This window comes from Bacteroides clarus (genome assembly GCF_015555825.1).
Lineage (GTDB): Bacteria > Bacteroidota > Bacteroidia > Bacteroidales > Bacteroidaceae > Bacteroides > Bacteroides clarus.
Genome location: NZ_JADNLF010000002.1, coordinates 240133 through 256566 on the forward strand (window position 1 = coordinate 240133; position 16434 = coordinate 256566).

Sequence of the window (16434 nt, forward strand, 5' to 3'; positions counted from 1 at the left end):
TTGCTCGTAACTTAAATGAATAAGCTGCGATGATAAAAATATTTCCTACCATCCAATTAAAAGAGTTGGACGCCTATACAATAGAGAATGAGCCCGTTTCGTCCATAGACCTTATGGAGCGCGCTTCGCGGGCATTGGCGCGGGCGATGTCCGAACGCTGGAGTGCGGAAACTCCTTTTACGGTATTTGCCGGACCCGGCAACAATGGCGGAGACGCGCTGGCTGTTTCACGTCTGCTGGCGGAACGGGGCTGCCGGGTAGAGGTGTATCTTTTCAATACCAAAGGCACGTTGTCGCCCGATTGCGAAACGAATAAAGAACGCCTGGCGGGAGTTGCCGGAATAGATTTCCATGAGATAACCACGCAATTCGTGCCGCCGGTACTGACGGCAGAGCACGTGGTGGTAGACGGATTGTTCGGCAGCGGACTGAACAAGCCTTTGAGCGGGGGCTTCGCTGCGGTAGTGAAGTACATCAATACGTCTCCGGCTACGGTAGTTGCCATTGATGTACCTTCCGGCTTGATGGGAGAGGATAATACCTATAATATCCAGGCCAATATCATCCGTGCAGACCTGACGTTAAGCCTGCAACTGCCGAAACTGGCATTTCTCTTTGCCGAGAACGCGCCGTTTGTGGGTGAATGGCAGTTGTTGGATATCGGTTTGAGCGAGGAAGCCATAGAGGAAAAGGAAACGGATTTTGCATTGACGGAACATGAGGATGTGGCGTCAATGCTGAAACCGCGTGGTAAGTTCGCTCATAAAGGGAATTTCGGACGTGCCTTGTTGATAGCCGGTTCACAAGGAATGGCAGGAGCGTCGGTACTTGCGGCACGTGCTTGTCTGCGCTCCGGGGTGGGGTTGCTGACGGTTCATATTCCTTTCTGTAATAACTTTATCGTGCAGACTTCCGTTCCGGAAGCCATGACGGAAATAGACATAAATGATGTGCGCTTCTCATGCGCCACCGATACGGACGATTATCAGGCGGTGGGCATCGGTCCCGGATTGGGAAAGGCGGGAGATACCGAAGCCGCCTTGCTGGAACAGATAGAATCTTGTCAGACGCCCATGGTGGTGGATGCCGATGCGTTGAACTTGTTGGGAGAACATCGCAGTTACATCGGCCGTTTGCCCAAAGGCAGTATTCTTACTCCGCACCCCAAAGAACTGGAACGATTGGTCGGGAAATGCCAGAACTCGTACGAACGCCTGACGAAAGCCCGCGAACTGGCAAGGAGTGCCGGAGTACACATTCTATTAAAAGGAGCTTATTCCGTTGTTATCGCACCGTCGGGAAAGTGCTGGTTTAATCCTACCGGAAATCCCGGTATGGCAACAGGCGGTAGCGGTGATGTGCTTACGGGTGTTGTACTGGCCTTGTTGGCACAGGGATACGATGCGGAAACTGCGGCACGTATGGCTGCTTATGTTCATGGTCTGGCTGGAGATATTGCTTGCAAGAAGCACGGGGTAATGGGGATGACGGCAGGGGATATTGTTACTTGCTTGCCGCCGGCATGGCGGATGCTGGAGGAGAAATAATGGTTTCATTTATAGACAGTCCCTATAAAGTTTGAATTCCGGAGTTTCCTATTCGCACACAATAGTGGATAGTGCCGATCTATGATGATTTTTCTAAGCCTGAAAGGCTTTTATCTTATTAGCCCGGGGTAACACCCCGGGAATGTCCGAGTAATTGATATCGCGCCCTGTAAGGGCAAAAGATACACATACGAATCTTTTGCCCTTACAGGGCGCAAATATAATAGACCATCTGTACCCGGGGTGTTACCCCGGGCTATAAGATAAAAGGCTTTCAGCCTTAGGGGGAGGAAGTCAGGCTTTTGTTTGTATGTTGTTTTTTCTTTTTGTAAACTGCCTGTTAATGTTGATATTTTAATGCCCCGATATTCTAAAGTAAGTATAAGTAAATGTTGCGAATTAGTTTATATCAAAGTCTTAATATACTAAATACTAACAGATTTGCATTTTTACATTCTTGTAGTAATATGGAAACAGCCTTGCTTCAGTTCATATTTAATGTAACATTTCTCTGCTTTCTTCAAGTCGCGTAATACTTCGGACAGCACCAGTTTCAGCGTATCCGAGCTGACATCCTGTAACGGGCGTCCGTCCTCATCCTCTACCTTTTGAAAGCGTTTCCAACTGACGTCAAACGTAGTACCGTAGAAATGAGCGGAATTTTCGGATGCATTGACATTGCGGCGGCGCAAACGTTTCACATCGTCTTTCGTACGCAGCACGGAAGTAACCGTAATCTTGTTCGGGTTCAGCCCTTTGGCAGTCAGAGAGTCAAGAAAGTTATAACCGATTGTATCGAGTAGGGCAGCCGCTCCCGGAATAAGGTACGGAATGGAATGCGTCAATGAATCGACTGCGTACAAATCATTCGTCGTGATATGTTGCAGCTTTTCTTTCATCCTTTCCGCTTCCTCGCGCGATGCCAACGGACGAATACCGATAGCCTGAGCTACTTTCAGATGTCTTTCATTCAAATCACCGAAAGAACGTTTGTAACTGATAACACCCCGTATGTTGCGCGGCTCGTTCAGTTTGAGGGACATATCTTTTTTCTTGCATCCTGCCAGACAGCAGGTCATCGCTATGCTTACCAATAAAAACAGAGAGATAAAACGGCTTTTGCTATACATAATTAATTCTGAATCTGTGTAAATCTGTGTAATTTGTGGCGAAACTTCTGCAAAGATAATGTAATCTGTCAGAACAATCGGAAGAGTTTGCTGCTTTTTTCCTGTCTTTTTGTACCTTTGCAGCCAAATTCAGGAAGTAAAAAGAAACGTGCAACGATATTTTATCTATTTAGCTTACGACGGCACAGCCTATCACGGCTGGCAGATTCAGCCCAACGGCGCAAGCGTGCAGGAGTGTTTAATGAAAGCGCTCTCCACCTTGTTGCGGCGTGAAGTGGAAGTGGTGGGCGCAGGGCGTACCGATGCCGGTGTGCATGCTTCCTTAATGGTGGCGCATTTTGACAGTGAAGTTCCGTTGGATGTAACGTTTATAGCGGACAAACTGAACCGTCTGCTCCCCCCGGATATTTCCGTCTACCGTCTGCGTGCCGTGCGCCCCGATGCCCATGCGCGTTTTGATGCTACGGCGCGTACATATAAGTACTATGTCACTATCGCCAAAATGCCTTTCGACCGCCGGTATCGCTGCCGTCTGTTCCAAACTCCGGATTTTGAACGAATGAACGAAGCCGCACAGACCTTGTTTGAGTATACGGACTTCACCAGTTTCAGCAAATTACATACCGATGTCAAAACCAATAATTGCAAGATAATGCATGCCGCCTGGACGCAAGTAGATGAAGTGACCTGGGTATTCACTATTCAGGCCGACCGTTTTCTGCGGAATATGGTGCGTGCCGTAGTCGGTACCTTACTCGAAGTCGGTAGAGGCAAACTCACTATCGAGGGTTTCCGTCGTGTTATCGAACAGAAAGACCGTTGCCGTGCAGGAACTTCCGTACCCGGCAACGCCCTGTTCCTGGTAGATGTTGCCTATCCCGAAGACACGTTCGTTAGCGGTTAGTGATTAGTGATAAGTGGTTAGTGATAAGTGATTACTTTTTACTCTCCCCCTTCTTATAGCGCAGCCAACTCATAACTTATAACTTATAACTCATAACTCAAACCAATGTGGTTATTATTAGCCTTCCTCTCGGCAGCCTTGCTGGGATTTTATGATGCCTTCAAGAAACAGGCGCTCAAAGACAATGCCGTACTTCCGGTCTTGTTTCTGAATACGGTATTTTCCAGTCTGATATTCCTTCCGTTTATCCTGATCTCGGTTTTCGCTCCGGCGGTATCGGGCGGTACGATGTTCGATGTTCCTGTGGTGGGATGGGATGTACATAAATTTATCATCATCAAGTCGTTCATCGTCCTCTCCTCGTGGATATTCGGATATTTCGGAATGAAACACCTGCCACTTACCATTGTGGGGCCGATTAATGCTACGCGTCCGGTGATGGTGCTTGTGGGAGCCATGCTTGTATTCGGCGAGCGGCTCAATCTTTATCAATGGATAGGTGTGATGCTGGCGGTGCTGTCGTTCTTTATGCTGAGCCGTTCCGGTAAGAAAGAAGGCATCGACTTCAAGCACAACAAATGGATTCTCTTTATTGTGCTGGCAGCCGTGACGGGCGCTGTCAGCGGACTGTACGATAAGTATCTGATGAAACAGCTGCCGCCTATGGTGGTACAGTCATGGTACAATATCTATCAGGTATTTATCATGTGCCCCATCATTCTGTTACTGTGGTATCCCAAGAGAAAGGAGAGTACGCCGTTCCGCTGGGATTGGACTATCATCGGTATATCCGTCTTTCTCTGCGCGGCGGACTTCGTGTACTTCTACGCCTTGAGCTATGAAGATTCCATGATTTCTATCGTATCTATGGTGCGGCGCGGCAGTGTGGTCGTCTCCTTCCTGTTCGGAGCTCTTTTCTTCCGTGAAAAGAATTTAAAAAGCAAGGCGGCAGACCTCATTTTGGTGTTGATTGGAATGTTCTTCCTATATTTGGGGAGTAAATAGAACGTTAAGTAATTTATGGCGGAAGATTTATGTGTCAGTAACGGCAGTAAGGAAGATAAATATCGTATGTTGCTTCCGCAAATCAAGTGCCTGATTGAGGGAGAGGATGACCTTGTCGCCAATCTGGCTAACGTTGCGGCCGCACTGAAAGAGACTTTCCGTTTCTTCTGGGTGGGATTTTATCTGGTGAAAGGCGACGAGTTGGTGCTTGCCCCTTTCCAAGGCCCGGTGGCTTGTACGCGGATAAAGAAAGGCCGTGGTGTTTGCGGGAAAGCATGGGAGAAAGCTGAAACGCTGGTCGTACCGGATGTGGACGCTTTTCCGGGACATATCGCATGCAGCTCCTTGTCACGTTCGGAAATCGTGGTTCCGCTGCTGCGTGCGGAGGGAGAAGTGTGGGGCGTGCTGGATGTGGATAGCGAAAGCCTGAATGGCTTTGATGAGACGGATGCGCGTTTTCTGCGGGAACTGTGCTCTTATCTGTAATGGGATTTATTTAAAACAGGAATTTTAGTATCGATAAATAATACAATGATATGGTGAAGAAGTTGGTAGTCTTTTTATTTGCAGTATGTATGGGGATTGGCTCTTTGTCGGCGCAACTGGCAAAGACTTGTTTCACCAATATGCCCGATTCTTTGAGCCCGTTACTTACGGCTGTGAACCGTGCCGACTTTATCGACTTCCTGGAGAGCAAGATGAAAGCCGAGGTAACCAACCGTTTTGGCGGCAAGTCGGAAATGACGGAGCTTACTCCCGATTATATCCGTGTGCAGGTAACGCCCCAAAGCACCTGGCAGATGAAGCTCCTGTCCGTGAACGACAGTATCCGTCTTATCTGTACCGTTTCCACCGTATGCGCTCCGGCTTGCGACAGTCATATCAAATTCTACACTACCGATTGGAAAGAGTTGCCGTCCGCACCTTATCTGGCTTCACTACCGGGTATGGACGATTTCATCATGCCCGCTTCCGATACGATAGATGTGTATCGGTATCAGGATGCGCGTCTCCAAGCCGATATGCTCTTGATGAAAGCCGACCTTTCGGGTAAGGACGCTACACTGACCTTTACTTTCACTACTCCCGACTACATGGAAAGAGAAGCGGCGGAAAAACTGAAACCGTTTCTCCGCCGCCCTGTAAGTTATACGTGGAAAGAAGGAAAATTCATTCGATAATCCCCGTGAAAGCTACTTTACCTTAATCTTGTCGAATCCCTCTCCGTATACTCCGATTACCTGGCTTTGCGATACAAAGGCGTTCGGATCTATATCTTTTATCAACCGGAAGATAATGGTCGACTCCCGCTTCTTGGCAAGGACAAACAGCATCTTTATCTCTTTGCCGGTGTAGAATCCGGACGCATTGATTACTGTCGCCCCTCTGTGCGGATACACGTTGATATGCTTGGCTATTTCTTCGTACTTTTCGCTGATGATAAAGAATTGTACGGACTGGCGCGCACTGTTCACCACTTGGTCCAGTACGAAACTGCAGATGTACAGGGTGACATAACCGTATACCACTTTCTCCCAGTCTTTCAGTACAAAGTAGCTGGAAGAGATGATGATAAGGTCGCAAATCAGCATTACCCGTCCCAGTGTGATATCCCTGTATTTATTGATGATAGCGGCGATAATATCCGTTCCGCCCGTGCTTCCGTTTGAGGAGAAAGCAATGCCGATACCGCCTCCGCAGAAGGATGCGCCGATGACGCAGGCCATGAAAGGCTGGTCGTGCAATAACCGAACGCCGTCCGTCAGTTGCTGGATGACGGGAAGAAAGAATGTCAGGGTAAAGACGGCAAAGATTGTCTTGATGCTGAATTTCCAGCCTAAAATGCGGATGGCAAGCAGTAATAGCAGAAAGTTGATGCCGAAATAAACATACTGTACCGGTAGTCCCGTTGCGAAATATACCAGTGATGCGATACCCGGTACTCCGCCTGTGGTTATGTCGTTGGGGAGCAGGAATACCGTCCACCCGATACCATACATAATCATGCCTAAGGCAATCATTAAATAATCCCGCATTTCACGAAATATGTTCTGCCGGGAAGGAATGTTCACGTTCATTTGTAGTTTGCAGTTAAATTTGCGGCAAAGATAGATATTTTATCAATCTCAAAATGCAAGCCGGCGGGTATTTATATCCGCTCGGACGAAATAAATTTTGCCTATGGTGATAATTCCGTTTGATGTATATCCCGTCTTGTTTTGATGTACATCGAAATAGAATGTGGCTTATGTACGGGCGAATGTTGTAATATCTCTTACAGAGAGTTCTGTCATGTATTTCCTTCACTCTTTCACATCGTTTTATTCATCGGCTTTAGCGGGTGAAGGGGAGCTCCTTGGACACTGTATGGAAATGAGTAGTGGAGCGATTTGTCTCGCGGAATGTTTTTATTTATCTCACGGGACGAATTCATTCATCTTATGAGACGAAATAATCCGTCTTGCGGGAAGGATTTATTCATCCCGCAGGGCGAGTTGTAATTTCCATATACCGTGCTTTGACGTCTGCAAGCCCGCATCTTGGCTCCTCTGATGAGGCGTCTTTGGCTCTCAAACGCCCGGGCTTGACAGAGCTGAGGCCTGCGCTTCCGGGTACTGAGGTGTGGTATCCGGGAGGCCGGAGCGCATGGTGTCCCTTCACCCGGTAAAGCCGATGAATAAAGCGATGCGAAACGGTGAAGGGGGAAGGTGTAAACGGAATCTTTATATAAAGCTTCTCATAAGCTGCTGAAAACAGAAAACCCCGATTGCTAATTTCTTAGCTATCGAGGTTTTCATTAAGAGCGGAAGACGGGGCTCAAACCCGCGACCCTCAGCTTGGAAGGCTAATGCTCTTCTGCGGCTGCCAAAAGCTGCGCTTTCGTCAGCAACCAACTGAACTACTTCCTTTTACGATAGTTATCTTTCTTGCTGATTTGCTTTAGTTCTTTTACGGTTGAACTATCAGTTGAACTTCGACCTCGATACCAAAAATGTTAATAATATATTAATAATCTCTTTTACAGTACAATACTGCACCACAAAGATAATGAATTAATCTTTTTCTGTCAATCTTCTTACAGTATAATCATTATAAAAAAGACAGCAAATGAATTGCTTCAAATGCTGTCCTTTATTGTGCTGAAAGAGTTATCCCCTCTTGTATGTCATTTTAGCATACGTTTCACCGTCATTCTCATGCTTGTAATAAAATTCAAGAACTAATTTGTCAGAAGTAATTTCAAGCACTTTTAATTCATATTGTTCGTGTTCATCTTCAATAAGAGTTATGATATTATCCTTGATAGTCCACTTTTCAATACTTTGCGGATTACTTGTTCCGTCTAATTCATATTCACTATATGTCCCATCCTCTCTGAATGTGAAATTACCGAAATACTCATATTCATCTTTAGGAGCATGGCTCCATGCTTCATCATCTTCGGGATAGTCGGGGTCTTTGATATATCCCTCCTCATAAGTCAGTACCCAGTGTCCTATAATCTTTTCAGAAAGAGGTCTGTTGTCTTCTTCCTCATCATCACTACAAGCTGTAAAGTTAACACTCATAATTACGGCAATTACTGCCATTCCGATTAATCTTAAAGTTCTCATTTTACGAAATTATTTTAATGAATAATATTTTTTAAGTTAGTTCACCGCAAATAAATCAATTCAAATATTTTAAATCAAATATTTCAAATTTAAGTCTCCCTAATATTCTCCCATTATTATCTTTAAAATCTATCCAGTTTGTTACTGAACTATATTTTTTTGCCAGTTCTTTTAGGCTCTCAAGTGATAAGTAAAAGGTATTATTCGTATAACCTATTTGCCCAACTGTCTGTTTTATTATTAAATATACTGGATTTATACCACCTGAATTTGCTTCCGTTACATTCCACTCCACCGAACTATTAACCTCAAAGTTTATAGGATAATCCGAAGTCTTACCATCCTCAATATATAGCTTAATAGTAATGGCAGAAAATGTGACTTTCGCATACGGTACAGTTATAATATTACCGTTTTCGTCAGGCATATTCAAAACTTCTTGAGGAATGTTGGTATTGGCAACAATTGGTATTGAGAATTGAATTTCTTCATCATCACTACAAGAGATAAAACTCATATTCATAATTATGGCAATTACTGCTATTCCAATTAATCTTAAAGTTTTCATTGTTTTGTTTTTAGGTAGTTATTTCATATTTTCTTCTATAAAATCCCAAACTTCGGCAAGTATTTCGTCAAACTCTTCAATCGAGTGCCCTGTACTAAATACTTGCTTATTTGTAGGTTTCCCAGTCTTCCTGATATGCAGTTCAGGAAAGTAGTGGTTTGTTCCGTCATAGTAGCGATGCGAGAACGTTAGTTTGTAAAATTCCCAGTTGCCTAATATGATTTCACAAGGTTCATACTCATTGTTGAAGAAGCCAATAGTATTAAGAGAAGTGTTTTCACTTGCCTTGAACATATAACGATATGCTCCTACGGGAATAATGTATCGTATGCCTATCAATGGCTTTGTGCCTAAAGTTCTCTCTACATAGGAACTCCTCAAATTCTCTTTGATATAAATGAAGTAGTTTTCATCTATATATGAGTGTGCTTCATTATTCCACTCATGCTTCAGTTCTGTAATGGTTAGTTTAAATTCATTCAAGGTCATAATGTTATGCCTTTTGGTATTTGGTAATTTTTCTTTCACGCTCCCATAGAAAGCGGTTAATAAATAGTTATGTACAGTGCGGGGAACACAGCGATAGCTGCACACCGTTTTAATAATTGGCTACATTAAAGGATAGTACTGTCTGTTTCTTGTAGATATGTATTGTAGTCAGTGTTCCCTACTGACCGTTATACAATAAAAAAAGGTGTGAGAACTATTCGCATATCTGTTCCCAAGTGTCGCCAAACACTCACACTACAAATACACAACAGTTGCCCACACCAAACAATATACAGACTATCAGTAAGATAGGTATATAACATTGATGCGGGCGTTGTGCATATCCTCGTAGTGTTCAAATTTTGGCGAAATTTAGGGAACAAGGATAATGCAAAACGCCTTTCGTTAATAAATATGTCATTCCATTGCTGGAACGGCACAAATATACGAAAAGCGTTTGTATTGGCAATCGTTTATTTTACAAATTGGTTTCTCACCCTTTGAACAGTCGAAACACCGATACCCTGCAATTTGGCAATGTTCCTCACCGAATAGCCTTTCTTTAGTAAAGCTATCGTTTCTCTGTATTCTTCCCTTTTCTTCTCCTCTGTCTTGACGCTCCCCCGCTTTCTTCCCAACCTGCCGCCTTTGGCAATGTAGTTTGCCCTGCCGCTGTTCAAACGGTATTGTATATTTGTCCGTTCTATGTTAGCCATTTCAGCAAGTACAGTAACCATAATCGAAGCAATCGGATTTACCTCTCCATTCGGTTGCAATGTGTATAACCCCAAATTTTGTATGTAAACGGATACCTTTGCTTCATGCAGTATCTCCAAAGAGCGGAGCACTTGTAGCGTACTTCTCCCCAGCCTTGAAAGTTCGGATAACAACAGGTAGTTAACACTCTCTTTCGTGCAATATTCCAAACATTCCGCAAGTACCTGCCTTTCCTCAATCTTCTTTGCTCCGCTGATATGTTCTTGGAATATCCGTACTATTTCTATATCCTGCAATACGGCATATCTCTTTAAATCTTCTATCTGCCTTGTTGTGTCCTGTCTATCACTCACAGACGAAACACGTGCGTATATTACCGCCTTTTTCTTTTTTGTTTCCATATTATTCTTTGAATTAATTGATAACGGAAAGGGTCGTGTTCAAACCACCTTTTCAGATTTATTTGAACACAACTCCCTTTTGATTACATTTTAGAGAAATCGCTATCTATCCATTCCCTGCGGTGGCTCTTTTCAAAGGCATCGGGATGCCTTGCTTTTTGAGGTCTGCTGTAATCTTCCCTTTTTCTTCTTGCAGGTTTCTCCGTCCGCATTATTTTCGGAAGAAAGAGAATTAAGAGGATAAGCGGTAAACAGCCTGTAAAAAGTGAGACAATCAGCCCAAACAGCCAAACAAACAATCTTTTATAAAACATGATTTTCAATTTTTAAACAGTCAGACAAAAGGAGAATACCCCTTTAAAAGAATATTCTCCCGTTCACTCAATCAATAAACCACCTGTAACGTTCGTCACCATGCAAGGCGGCATTTATCCCCGTTGCAAGTTCCGTAGCGTTATAAGCCCTGTCTAAAAAGCTGTCTATATAACTGCTCTTGTTGCTTCCTGTCAACAGATTATAGAATTTCCACATGGATAGTTCACCACCCAAGCCGCCAAAGTTCGCATCACTGATATATGCTTTGGCAACCGCATTGACCTGTGTATCGGTAAGTAGCATACGTGGCAACCGCTTTTGATAGCCTTGTGGCAAACATTGATACAAACGCATCTTACCCAATAATGTGGCAAACTGGTGTTCATTCATGCAGGTATCGCCTAAACTCCGCATCAGATGTATGTGCTTTGCGGGATTGTAGCCATGAAGCATTTCCAATACACCCCTATACAGGTCTTTAGTATTGGTTACTTCCAAATTGCTTAAATAGCCGTCAGTGGAAACACACAGGTTGGTGCATACCATGCAGGTAAAGCCTACAAACACCTTAAAGCGTTCCATACCTTTTTTGCTGTACAGGTTGGTATGATTATAGGCACGAACACCGCCAACGGTCAAAGTAAGTTTGTTACCGTTTACCGTCTCATAAACGGTTGGTATTTCTATCGCAAAGGCGCATCTTTCGTAATAAATGGTCTTGTCACTTTCCAACAACTGGTTGGCTGGCTTGTGTATGGCTTCGGGTATTCTTCCCTTGATAACATGGGACACCCTAATATCGGGTAGTCCAATCTTTTCACCTTGAAAGAATGTGCTTGCGGCATCCTGTACAGTCTCTATAAATGCAGGGTGTGACAAGGTGGCTTCATTGTCCTTTGCAAATACGGGGATGATGCAATCGTTCTTTAAATGTTCCATAGTAGCGTCAACCGTATTGGCTTCAATGAATAACGGTCTTTTCTGTTTTGCTGGCTGTTCTTCCGTTATTAAAACGGCTTCTTCCGCATACTCACCCAAGTTTAACGTTCTTCTTTCCTGTGGCATACCGCCAATTACTAAATCGTTCATAATGAATTAATTTTAAATGGTTTATAAATTGATGGAATGAAGCGATAAACATTTCGTTTATCTTCAAGTACTCTAAGGGGGTGTTAAGAGGGTACTATTCATGCGTATGCGTACCTTTCAATCGGTAAACCTGTGGATAATCAAGTTGATATATATTCCAGCTTCAAGAAAAGAGGGTAGGGGGTGATTTATATAAGTACCTGTACTTTAGTGTGCGTGTTTCCCTGTATTTCCAAGACTGTGGAAGAAACGGATATATTGTGCAAATCCCGTTTCTATGTATATGCGGATTTTAAAGGATAACCGCCATTCGTTTTTTTACCTTATTAAAGATGCCTATCTTTGTATATCCCCATGAAACGGACGATATATTTCTATTCATGGTATAATCTTCCTATTTATTATTGATAGTTTTATTTGTAGTTTGACCTGTCCGTTTCACCGTTGATAAAAAATCAGTCAACAGTGTAAAAATCAATGGTGCTATATACAACGTACTAATGGGCATCATGGACTTTACACGAAAAAAGCCGCATTTGAGTATGATTAGACGTGTACTCTCATGCGGCTTTTTATCATTTGCCTAAAACCTGTATCCAAATAAAAATCAGATAATCTTATTTTTTAATCACTAAATCATAATCAACAATGAAAGAAACAAATATTTCCGCACCCGATGCCAATATAACCATTACGGACAATACGGTGGAGCATATCATCTACAATACCCGCACTATAAAGATAGACAGAAACAAACTTTTGGAATTGTACGAGAAAATAGCGCAATTGCAGTTGCCATATTACTGTAAATATCCTAAGTTAAAGCCGAAACGAAGCAGCAGATAATAATTATCATAGATGCTGTTCTATGGGATAATGTTCCTTTTCGTATGCAATCACTATATTGGATATTACAGAGAGTTCTACTGCATTCTTGTCGTTCGCAGGTGTATTGTCATTGACCAATGGAAGAAGTTCTTCAATTCGTATCAATGCAAATTCGTATTGTTCTTTACTGACCTTTTCCATTTCTATTTTTACTTTATACAAAAGTAATCATTAAAATTGAATTGCAATACGGAATATAGCCTGTAATATATAAATAGCAGTTCTTTGTTTTAAAAGGCTGTTTCTTGTACTTTTACAAGTAAAAAACAGCTTTATGGTGCATCTTTATTGATAAATCAATGGTGACAGGGGAAAAAGAGTATAATATTATATATAATAATAAACAGCATCTTTTCCCATTCTCCTGTCTTTATAAAGTTAAGATGCTTATTCCGTATCAAAACGGCATCTTTTCTGTACCGTACATGGGAAAATCAAGGTAGGTTGCCACCTTTATAAAAGAACAGGCAGGCAGAGGGTAAAAAGTGCATCATATTATATATGATAATAACCTGCACATTTTACCCGCTTCCTTATCTTTATAAAGTTAAGATACATATTCCGTTTAAAAAACAGGATATGTCCCATGCCTTACAGGGAAAATCGGAAGATATTTCACTCTTTAGTAAGTAACAGGCTGGTAAAGGGTAAAATGCGTGCTTTATTATATATATGATAAAGAGAATGTTTTCCCCGTTACTATGGTTTTATGGACTTCATATCTATTTTCAGTAGTTCATACTTTAGCAACCTGTATGGCGACTGCTTTTTCTGCATACTGAAATCATTCTCCAACAGGATACCGTCAGTATGTAATGTCAATACTCTGCCATTAGTAACCAATTCTGCAATCTGCAAGTCATTCAGGTATTTGTCATAAGTCTTTCTATTCATATTCAGAGCTGGAACGATATTCTGCCTGTTTAAAGCTATTCCACTGAATTGAGATAATAGCATTAACTGAATGAAAAAGCCTTTGACTGCCGTATCCAGTTCATATATGAGAAAGTCTTTGGATATTGTGATGCACTCCTTTTCCATTGCGGGAACATGATAGATGTTCCTTTTGGTTTTATAGGCATAGCCTTTATCAAGGCTGTACATCTTTATCTCCAAATATTCTCTGAAATCACTGTTGAATTTACTAAGGCTTTTTTCTCCTGTCATTGCCTTTAAATCATCCAAAGTAATTCTTACATGATACTTTTCATCCCTGCAAAGCGACAGACAGAAAAACCTGTAAATGTTGGCTGGCTTGAATTGCGTAAGTATGGAGTAATTAACGGTTGCCGCTTGCTGGCATTTTATCGGTAGCACTATCTTCATAAAAACAATTGTTTTAATTATTATAGATTATTGGATAAAGTAAATTGGTAGAGCCTGTCTGTCACACAGGCTCTGTTAGTATTATGCCGCTTGCAATGCTTTTTTCAACAGACAGATAAAATCGTCATTGCCTTTAATCTCTTTCAGCCTTGCTTCCGTCAGTTTCAAGTCTTTCAATTTAGCCAACGCTTCAAATGCGGTCTCTTCGTTTGTTGCGGTCGCATAGGAGTTGAAACCGTCTATGAAATATCTTTTGGTGATAAACTGTACTTCGATACTGGCGGCTTTACAGAGAGTGACAAACCTGTGCCCTCTTTCGATATTTATTTGGGCATCTTTGGGGAGCGTGACTTCTTCACCTTTCAAGGCACGGTTTATCTGACCGTTTGATAATTTCTTGCCTGTAAATATCAGCATTGCGGTTGACTGGTTGAAACCCTCGTCCAACAGCTCTGCCACGTTAGTGAACAGTTCATCATTGGTTGTCAGTGCGGCTACCGTAACCCTGTCCTTTTGGTTCCAGCTTGTACCGATACCGTTTATATCCACCAAATATGCACCGATATTCTCCACTTCTTTTACGTGTACATTAGGTATTGTATAAGTGCTTCCGCTTGTAATATTGAGTGTGGCGAAAGCCTTGCTTCTGTGTTGTCCGTCCAAAATACAGAAATACTCTTTTGTTTCTTCCTGTGTCAGTTCCTCGCCTTTCAGATTTTTCATCTCATAGCCTTTTGCAAAAGCCTTTTCAGCTTCGATAACGATAATGGGATAGGCTTTCTCATATTTACCATTGGCAATAATTGATATGAAGCCGTCCACTTTCTTGTTATCGACAGAACGGTTATGCTTTACGAAAGCAATCTTTTTCTGTATCTCGCTACGTGCTCCCGTTTCATCATCCACGACGGAAAATGTCATAAGGCTGTCACCGATATGCTCTTTAGCCTGTACTTCTTTTGCAACGGCTTCTTCGTGCTGCGTTTTTAATCGGCTGACAATTTGCTCTTGTACAGTGATAACCGATGCGTCAGCCTTGCGCTTAGCAAGATGCTGCAATACCTTTTCTTCCTTTTTGAGTTTTTTAGTCAGTTCTTCCATATTTGTTACGATTGAGTTGTTGAATACTGTTTCTTGATTGTTTACTGTCATTGTTGCATTGTTGATAGAGTTCATAATTCTAAATTTTTAAGTTTTACAAATCGTTTATGTAATCATCAACTTGGCGCCTTATTTGTTTTTGATTACAGTGCAAAGGTATATGGTAGGACTGGCGTATGAAATGAAGAAAAAAACATAAAGAAATCCCTTTTTTTATGTTTTATTTTTTATGTGGAAACTGTGTTTATAACTCTCTTATCTTTAGTAAGATAGGCATATAAAGAAATAGCCATGTAACTAAATACACAGCTATTTCTTTTTTTATTTTATGTGTTTTACCAATAGGATTTCAGATGTTCAACGGGATTGTTGGGAGAGCTCTTGCATATCGGTATATTCCACCAGTTGGGACGGACTTCGTATTTTTGCAGGTTTCTGATAGTGGCTCGCAGGTTCAGTATGTCATTCTTGGGACTGTCTTCATCAAGTAGTCCGAGATATTTCAGCAATTCGAGTATGAAGTTGCCCTCATTGTCTGTCAGTCCCTTGCCTTTAATGGCAAAAGAGGAATGGCGTAACAGGTTATAAACGCTTAGAGTTACTGTGTCAAGTATCGCATTCTCCCGTTTCCTGCCTCTTTTGCCAATGCTGGGATAGTCCTTGTCAAGTTCTGTATCCGCTTCTTCCAAAGAGGAAACTCCCAAATACTTGTCAAGATAAGGAGTTATCATCTGAAGAAACCAGTTGTCATCATTGGTGAGTTCTATCTTCTGTTTGTTGTATTCGATAGTAACGGTATTGTGCTTTGTCTTTTTCTTTTCATGGAACATCTTGTAAAGGCGCAGCATATCGGGACGGACGGAATAGGTATATTGCACCTGCACAGGGTCTGCTATGTAATCTTCAAAATCGAAATAGCCGTATGTCTGTTTGTATTTATGGTAAATGCAGACAATAAGAAGAATGCCGTAGAATATGTCTCGGTCTTGCTGTATGTAGGTCTCATCTTCATTTGTATTATAGGTATTCCACAACTTCTCAATGTATTCAGTCTGATAGTTGCCGCTTTCAAGTATAAGGTTCTTTCCAACGGTCATGCTGAACTCGTACCTTTCTTCGTCTGTTCCCTTGTTTGGATATGGTATATTCTGTTCTTCTTTTCTTATTGACAGGTACAAATCCTGCACTTCTGCTAATTTCTTTGGCAGGAGATACACATCTGAAATGTAGTCCAGTTCGTTATGGAGCATTGAACGGTCAAAACCTGTTTCATCCTTTAGCCATGCTTCAATGCGCTTTATACTTTCAATAGGTATTGTCTGATATTCCATGTCATTGAT

At 42.2% G+C, this 16434-nt stretch carries 17 protein-coding genes, 1 tRNA gene and 1 pseudogene; 6 read left to right on the forward strand and 13 right to left on the reverse strand.

Annotated elements, in window-relative coordinates:
• The first annotated feature begins 32 nt into the window (after nt 1-32).
• Entirely contained in the window at nt 33-1547 is a 1515-nt protein-coding gene (locus I2F54_RS03570; protein WP_181993178.1) for an NAD(P)H-hydrate dehydratase, read from the forward strand.
• 449 nt (nt 1548-1996) lie between these two features.
• Here the strand turns inward: I2F54_RS03570 and I2F54_RS03575 are convergent, their stop codons facing one another.
• The gene (locus I2F54_RS03575) at nt 1997-2677 is read right to left on the reverse strand and encodes a DUF5715 family protein (protein WP_009122636.1); all 681 of its coding nucleotides are present in this window, start codon (nt 2675-2677) and stop codon (nt 1997-1999) included.
• 148 nt (nt 2678-2825) lie between these two features.
• On the opposite strand from I2F54_RS03575, the gene truA reads away from it, so the two are divergent.
• The 4 genes from truA (at nt 2826) to I2F54_RS03595 (ending at nt 5767) form a co-directional block, all read left to right on the forward strand.
• Nucleotides 2826-3581 (forward strand): tRNA pseudouridine(38-40) synthase TruA, encoded by a 756-nt coding sequence (gene truA, locus I2F54_RS03580; RefSeq protein WP_195500535.1) that lies wholly within the window; start codon nt 2826-2828, stop codon nt 3579-3581.
• Nucleotides 3582-3686: 105 nt separating this feature from the next.
• Complete coding sequence (locus I2F54_RS03585) at nt 3687-4586, forward strand: DMT family transporter (RefSeq protein ID WP_022217573.1); 900 nt, start codon at nt 3687-3689, stop codon at nt 4584-4586.
• Between the two features lie 15 nt (nt 4587-4601).
• Nucleotides 4602-5072 (forward strand): GAF domain-containing protein, encoded by a 471-nt coding sequence (locus I2F54_RS03590; protein WP_022217572.1) that lies wholly within the window; start codon nt 4602-4604, stop codon nt 5070-5072.
• A 50-nt stretch (nt 5073-5122) separates the two neighbouring features.
• Nucleotides 5123-5767, forward strand: coding sequence for a DUF3256 family protein (locus I2F54_RS03595; protein WP_195500536.1), 645 nt, complete (start codon nt 5123-5125; stop codon nt 5765-5767).
• A 12-nt stretch (nt 5768-5779) separates the two neighbouring features.
• Here I2F54_RS03595 and I2F54_RS03600 read toward each other — a convergent pair whose 3' ends face one another.
• The 8 genes from I2F54_RS03600 to I2F54_RS03630 form a co-directional block, all read right to left on the reverse strand.
• Nucleotides 5780-6664: a YitT family protein gene (locus tag I2F54_RS03600; RefSeq protein WP_009122631.1), complete on the reverse strand. Its 885-nt coding sequence runs from the start codon at nt 6662-6664 to the stop codon at nt 5780-5782.
• A gap of 727 nt (nt 6665-7391) precedes the next feature.
• A tRNA-Gly gene (locus I2F54_RS03605) sits at nt 7392-7495 on the reverse strand.
• A gap of 240 nt (nt 7496-7735) precedes the next feature.
• On the reverse strand, nt 7736-8200 hold the full coding sequence (locus tag I2F54_RS03610) for a lipocalin-like domain-containing protein (RefSeq protein WP_087425420.1): 465 nt from the start codon (nt 8198-8200) through the stop codon (nt 7736-7738).
• Nucleotides 8201-8255: 55 nt separating this feature from the next.
• Nucleotides 8256-8768: a hypothetical protein gene (locus tag I2F54_RS03615; RefSeq protein ID WP_195500537.1), complete on the reverse strand. Its 513-nt coding sequence runs from the start codon at nt 8766-8768 to the stop codon at nt 8256-8258.
• An 18-nt stretch (nt 8769-8786) separates the two neighbouring features.
• Nucleotides 8787-9257, reverse strand: coding sequence for a hypothetical protein (locus I2F54_RS03620; protein ID WP_195500538.1), 471 nt, complete (start codon nt 9255-9257; stop codon nt 8787-8789).
• Between the two features lie 473 nt (nt 9258-9730).
• Nucleotides 9731-10375 carry a recombinase family protein gene (locus I2F54_RS03625; protein ID WP_195500539.1) on the reverse strand — a complete coding sequence of 215 codons (645 nt, stop codon included), beginning with the start codon at nt 10373-10375 and terminating at the stop codon, nt 9731-9733.
• An 83-nt stretch (nt 10376-10458) separates the two neighbouring features.
• Complete coding sequence (locus tag I2F54_RS16160; RefSeq protein WP_117899924.1) at nt 10459-10689, reverse strand: hypothetical protein; 231 nt, start codon at nt 10687-10689, stop codon at nt 10459-10461.
• A 67-nt stretch (nt 10690-10756) separates the two neighbouring features.
• A complete protein-coding gene (locus I2F54_RS03630) occupies nt 10757-11779 on the reverse strand; it encodes a DUF3871 family protein (RefSeq protein ID WP_195500540.1) in 1023 nt (340 codons plus the stop codon).
• 648 nt (nt 11780-12427) lie between these two features.
• On the opposite strand from I2F54_RS03630, the gene I2F54_RS03635 reads away from it, so the two are divergent.
• Nucleotides 12428-12625, forward strand: a complete 198-nt coding sequence (locus I2F54_RS03635) for a hypothetical protein (protein WP_118466674.1) — start codon at nt 12428-12430, stop codon at nt 12623-12625.
• Between the two features lie 15 nt (nt 12626-12640).
• Here I2F54_RS03635 and I2F54_RS03640 read toward each other — a convergent pair.
• The 4 genes and pseudogenes from I2F54_RS03640 to I2F54_RS03655 all read right to left on the reverse strand — a co-directional run.
• A pseudogene (locus I2F54_RS03640) lies at nt 12641-12808 on the reverse strand (helix-turn-helix domain-containing protein); the annotation flags it as partial.
• Nucleotides 12809-13366: 558 nt separating this feature from the next.
• Nucleotides 13367-13993 carry a hypothetical protein gene (locus I2F54_RS03645; RefSeq protein ID WP_118466676.1) on the reverse strand — a complete coding sequence of 209 codons (627 nt, stop codon included), beginning with the start codon at nt 13991-13993 and terminating at the stop codon, nt 13367-13369.
• Between the two features lie 81 nt (nt 13994-14074).
• A complete protein-coding gene (locus I2F54_RS03650) occupies nt 14075-15169 on the reverse strand; it encodes a hypothetical protein (RefSeq protein WP_195500541.1) in 1095 nt (364 codons plus the stop codon).
• 260 nt (nt 15170-15429) lie between these two features.
• The gene (locus I2F54_RS03655; RefSeq protein WP_229097123.1) at nt 15430-16425 is read right to left on the reverse strand and encodes a hypothetical protein; all 996 of its coding nucleotides are present in this window, start codon (nt 16423-16425) and stop codon (nt 15430-15432) included.
• Nucleotides 16426-16434: the final 9 nt, after the last annotated feature.